This is a genomic window from Streptomyces atratus (assembly GCF_014648655.1).
Lineage (GTDB): Bacteria > Actinomycetota > Actinomycetes > Streptomycetales > Streptomycetaceae > Streptomyces > Streptomyces atratus.
Genome location: NZ_BMRN01000084.1, coordinates 1 through 6,080, shown reverse-complemented (window position 1 = coordinate 6,080; position 6,080 = coordinate 1). Strand labels below are relative to the sequence as shown.

Genomic DNA, 6,080 nt, shown 5'->3' with positions numbered 1-6,080 from the left:
AGCGGCGGCTGTGGTTCCTGGGACGGCTGGAGGGCCCCAGCGCCACCTACAACCTGCCGCTGGCGGTCCGGTTGTCCGGTCGGCTGGACCGGGACGCGATGGGGGCGGCGCTGGCCGATGTGGCCGAGCGGCACGAGAGCCTGCGCACGGTCTTCCCCGAGAGCGAGGGCCGGCCGCGCCAGCTGGTGCTGGACCCGCAGCGCGGCCGCCCCGAGCTGGTGGTCACCAAGACCGACGAGCGGGAACTGCCCGCCCTGGTCGAGGCCGCGGCCGGGTACGCCTTCGACCTGGCGGTGGACACCCCGCTGCGCGCGGAGCTGTTCGTCCTCGCCGAGGACGAACACGTGCTGGTGCTGACCCTGCACCACATCGCCGGGGACGGCTGGTCGCTGAGCCCACTGGCCCGGGACCTGGCGGCCGCCTACACCGCCCGGTGTGCCGGGGCGGCGCCGGAGTGGACGCCGCTGCCGGTGCAGTACGCCGACTACACCCTGTGGCAACACCAGGTCCTCGGCAGCGAAGACGACCCGGACAGCCCGCTCGCCCGCCAGCTGGACTTCTGGCGCCAGACCCTGACCGGCCTGCCGGAGGAGCTGGCCCTGCCCACCGACCGGCCACGCCCGGCGGTGGCCTCCCACCGGGGTGGAACGGTGGAGTTCGCCTGGGACGCCTCCCTGCACGCCGGGGTGGTCGCGCTGGCCCGGAAGTGCCGGGCCAGTGTGTTCATGGTCCTGCAGGCAGGCCTGGCCGCACTGCTGTCCCGGCTCGGGGCCGGGGAGGACATTCCCATCGGCAGCCCGATCGCCGGACGTACCGATGAGGCACTCGATGATCTGGTCGGCTTCTTCGTCAACACCCTGGTGCTGCGCACCGACGTCTCCGGCGACCCCACCTTCCACGAGTTGGTGGAGCGGGTGCGGGAGGCGGATCTGGCCGCCTACGCACACCAGGACGTGCCGTTCGAGCGACTGGTCGAAGAGCTCAACCCGGTCCGCTCAATGGCCCGCCACCCCCTCTTCCAGGTCATGCTCGCCTTCCAGAACAACCCCGAGGTCACTGCCGAACTCCCCGGGCTGCGAGTCTCGGAGGCAGGCTCCGTAGCAGCCGCGGCCAAGTTCGACCTGTCGATCGACCTCGGTGAGCAGCACGCGGCCGACGGCGGCCCCGGCGGCATCGCCGGCATCGTGACCCACAGCCTGGACCTGTTCGACGCCGCCACCGTCGAACGGATGATGGCCCGTCTGGAACGTCTGCTGGCCGCGGTGGTGGCCGCCCCCGACCGCACCGTGGGCAGCGTCGAGATCCTGGACGAGGCCGAGCGCGAGCGGGTGCTGTGCGACTGGAACGACACCGCGTACGACGAACCGGACGCCCCGGCCACGCTCCAGCAGCGCTTCAGCGAGACAGCGGCCCGCCACCCCGAGGCGATCGCCGTGAGCTTCGCCGACCAGCAGGTGACCTACGCGGAGCTGGACGCGCGGTCCGACCGCCTCGCTCACCGGCTCGCCGCGGCCGGCGTGACGGCCGAGAGCCGCGTCGCTGTGCTCGCCGAGCGCTCGGTCGAGCTGGTGGTGGCCATCCTCGCCGTGGTCAAGGCCGGTGGTGCCTACGTGCCGCTGGACCCGCGGCAGCCGGCCGCACGCACCCGCTGGATCGTCGAGGACACCTGCGCCTCGGTGGCTCTGGTGGACGGCGAGGTCGCGGCCGACCAGCTCCCGGAGGGCATGCCCGTCCTCGCCGTGGACGGGCATGCGGCCGACGCCGCGAAGGACGTCCGCGTCGCGGACCGCGACCGGACCGACCGGGCCCTCGACACGGCCGGCTGCCACCCCGACCAGCTGGCCTACGTCATGCACACCTCCGGCTCGACCGGCGAACCGAAGGGCGTCGCAGTCACCCACCGGGACGTCCTCGCACTGGCCGGCGACCGCTGCTGGCGCAACGGCGCGCACGAGCGCGTGCTGCTGCACTCGCCGCAGGCCTTCGACGCCTCGACCTACGAGTTCTGGGTCCCCCTGCTCTCCGGCGGCCGGCTCGTCGTCGCACCGCCTGGAGAGCTCGACCTGACCACCCTCGAGACGATCGTCGCCGAACAGGGTGTCACCGGTCTGTGGCTGACCGCCGGACTGTTCCGGCTGCTCGCCGAGGAGAACCCCGGTGCGCTCACCGGCGTCCGCGAGGTGTGGGCAGGCGGCGACGTGGTCCCCGTGGCCGCGGTCCGCCGGGTACTGGAACGGTGCCCGGGCATCACGGTCGTCGACGGCTACGGCCCGACCGAGACCACCACCTTCGCCACCCGCCACCCCATGCGCGCCGGTGACGTCCCGGAGGCGACCGTCCCCATCGGCCGCCCCCTGGACAACATGCGGGTGTACGTGCTCGACGCCGGTCTGCGGCCGGTGCCGCCCGGTGTCCCCGGCGAGCTGTACGTCACCGGCGCGGGCCTGGCCCGCGGCTACCTGAACCGTCCCGCCCTGACCGCGGAGCGGTTCGTGGCCTGCCCGTTCGGCCCGGCCGGGGCGCGGATGTACCGCACCGGCGACCTGGTCCGCTGGAGCGCCCAGGGCGAGCTGGAGTACCTGGGCCGCGCCGACGAGCAGGTCAAGCTCCGCGGCTTCCGCATCGAACTGGGCGAGATCGAGAGCGCGCTCGCTGCCCTGCCGGGGATCGCCCAGGCCACCGCCGTCGTCCGCCAGGACCGGCCCGGCACCAAGCAACTGGTCGCCTACCTCGTCGCCGAGGCCGGGGACGCGGGTGTCGAGGACGCGGAGGCGCGGGCCCGCCTGGCGGAACGACTGCCGGAATACATGGTGCCGACGGCGTTCGTCACCCTGGACGCACTGCCGCTCACGGCCAACGGCAAGCTCGACCGCAAGGCCCTGCCCGCTCCCGAGACCGCATCGACCGGGGCCGGGGAGCAGCCCCGCTCTCCGCGCGAGGAACTGTTGGCCGCCCTGTTCGCCGAGGTCCTGCGGCTTCCGTCCGTCGGCGTCGAGGACAGCTTCTTCGACCTGGGCGGCGACAGCATCGTCTCCATCCAGCTGGTCAGCCGGGCCCGCAAGGCCGGACTGCTGATCACCCCGCGCGAGGTGTTCGAGCACAAGACGGTGGCCGCCCTGGCCGCGGTCGCTCGCTCCCTGGAGAACGCCGTGACCGGAACACCGGACGTCGGGGTCGGCGAGGTGCCGCCGACCCCGGTCATCCACTGGCTGCGCGAGCGCGGCGGCCCGATCGACGGCTTCAACCAGTCGGTGCTCCTCCAGGTGCCCGCCGGGCTGGGCACCGGACCGCTCACCACGGCGGTCCAGGCGCTGCTCGACCACCACGACGCCCTGCGGATGCGGGTCACCCGCGCCGACGGCGGGGACTGGTCCCTGCAGGTGCCGCCTCCCGGCGAGACCCGAGCCGAGGAATGCGTCCACCGGGTCACCGCCGAAGGGCTCGACGAGGGCGCGCTGAGTACCCTCCTCGCCGAGCAGGCCGAGGCGGCCCGCCACAGGCTCTCCCCGGAGACCGGCAGACTGGTGCAGGCGGTCTGGGCCGATGCGGGAGCGGACCGCCCCGGCAGACTGCTGATCGTCATCCACCACCTGGTCGTCGACAACGTCTCCTGGCGCATCCTGGTGCCGGACCTGATCGCGGCCTGGGAGGCCGCCGTCGCCGGCCGGACGCCGCAACCGGAGCCGGTGGGTACCTCCTTCCGCCGCTGGGCCGAACACCTCGCCGCCACGGCGGCCGACCCCGCACGCGAGGACGAGCTGTCGGTGTGGACCGAGATCCTCGGCGCCCCGGACCCGCTGCTCTCCCGGCGGCCGCTGGACCCGGCACGGGACACCGGAGCCGCGACGGGCAGGCTCCACCTGAGCCTGCCGTCCGAGCTGACCGCCCCGCTGCTGACCAGTGTCCCGGCGGCCTTCAACGCCGGCGTCAACGACGTCCTGCTGACCGGCCTGGCCCTGGCCGTCGCCGACTGGCGGCGCCGCCGCGGCCTCGGCGGCGGCAACGCCGTACTGGTCGATGCCGAGGGCCACGGGCGCGAGGAGATGGTCGAAGGCATCGACCTGTCCCGCACGGTGGGCTGGTTCACCAGCATCTTCCCCGTCCGCCTGGACCCGGGAGACGTCGCCTGGTCCGAGCTGTGGACCGGCGGCCCCTCGGCCGGCACGGCACTGAAGCTGATCAAGGAGCAGTTGCGGGCCTTGCCGGACAAGGGACTCGGGTACGGGCTGCTGCGGTACCTCAACCCGCAGACCGCGCCCGTGCTCGCCGCACTGGCCACCCCCCAGATCGCGTTCAACTACCTCGGTCGGTCCGCCACCGCGGACACCACCGCGGTCGGCGACTGGCTCACCGCCTCCGAGGGAGGCGCGTTCAGCGCGGGGGACACCGAGATGCCGGCCGCACACAGCCTGGAGATCAACGCCATGGCCCGCGAGGAGGCGGACGGCCCGCAGCTGGCCGCCTCCTGGACCTGGCCGGAGGCCCTGTTCTCCGACGAGGAGGTGCGCGACCTCGCCCAGACCTGGTTCCGCGCCCTGGAAGCCCTGGTCGAGCACGTCCGGCGGCCGGACGCGGGTGGCATCACCCCGTCCGACCTGTCGCTGGTGACGCTGGACCAGGCAGAGATCGACGATTTCGAGAACGAGCTGGACACCGAGTGGGGGAACGAGCTGTGAGGAAGTCTCGGGTTGAGGACATCCTGCCGCTCTCGCCGTTGCAGGAGGGGCTGCTCTTCCACGCCCTCTACGACGAGCAGGCAGTGGACGTCTACACCGTGCAGTTCGTCTTCGACCTCGAGGGCGACCTCGACGTCGAGGCCCTGCGTGCCGCCGCGGCCGCACTGCTGCGCCGGCACGCCAACCTGCGCGCCGGATTCCGGCAGCGCAACTCGGGCGAGCCCGTGCAGATCATCCACCGCGAGGTCGCACTCCCCTGGCAGGAGATCGACCTCAGCGGCCTGGACGAGGCCGAGGTGGAGCGGATCATGGAGGAGGACCGCGCCCGCCGCTTCGACCTGACCCGGGCGCCGTTGCTGCGCTTCACCCTGCTGCGCCTGGGAGCCGGACGCTTCCGGCTGCTGTTCAGCAACCACCACATCCTCCTCGACGGCTGGTCGATGCCCCTGTTGATCGGCGAACTCTTCGAGCTGTACGGCAGGCGTGGCGACGACACAGGGATGCCGAGGGTCACCCCCTACCGCACCTACCTCGCCTGGCTGGCCCGGCAGGACCGGGGAGCGGCCGAGCAGGCCTGGCGGGAGGCCCTCGCCGGAACGGACGACGCCACCCTGCTGGCCCCGGCCGACCCCGGCCGTGCCCCCGTGCCGCCCGAGCAACTGATGACCGCCTGCTCGGAGGAGCTCAGCACCCGGCTCGCCGTCTTCGCCCGCAGGCACGGGCTGACCATGAGCACCCTGGTCCAGGGCGCGTGGGCGATCCTGCTGGGCCGGCTCACCGGCCGGGACGACGTGGTCTTCGGCGGCACCGTCGCCGGCCGCCCCCCGGAGGTGCCGGGCATCGAGTCGATGGTCGGCCTGTTCATCAACACCCTGCCGGTGCGGGTCCGCCTGGACCCGGGCGAGTCTCTGCTGGGCATGCTCACCCGCCTGCAGGACCAGCAGTCCCGCCTGATGGGGCACGAATACGTCAGCCTCACAGACATCCAGCGCCTCGTCGGCGGCGGCGAACTGTTCGACACCCTGGTCATCTTCGAGAACTACCCGCTGGACGCCGACGGGATGCGCCAGGAGATGCCCGGCGGACTCCGTCTCACCGGCGCCGGCGGCCGGGATGCCACGCACTACCCCCTCACCGTCGTGGCCATGCCCGGCCCGCGGTTGAACCTGCGGTTCGGCTACCGGCCGGATCTGTTCGACCGGGAGACGGTGGAGGTGCTGGCCGGGCGGCTGGAACGGGTCCTGGCCGCGGTGGTGGCCGACCCGGACCGGGCGGTCGGCGCGGTCGAGATCCTGGAACCGGCCGAGCGCGAGCGGGTGCTGTCCGGGTGGAACGACACCGCGCGGGAGGTGCCGCAGGCCACGCTGCCGGAGCTGTTCGCCACGCAGGTGGCGGCGACGCCGC

At 73.1% G+C, this 6,080-nt stretch carries 2 protein-coding genes; both read left to right on the top strand.

Annotated elements, in window-relative coordinates:
- A partial coding sequence (locus IEZ15_RS46015; protein ID WP_229846512.1) for a non-ribosomal peptide synthetase occupies positions 1-4,676 on the top strand: 4,676 nt, incomplete at its 5' end.
- The coding region (locus IEZ15_RS41595; RefSeq protein WP_229846511.1) for a condensation domain-containing protein at positions 4,673-6,080 on the top strand (1,408 nt) is incomplete at its 3' end. The genes IEZ15_RS46015 and IEZ15_RS41595, both read left to right, overlap by 4 nt.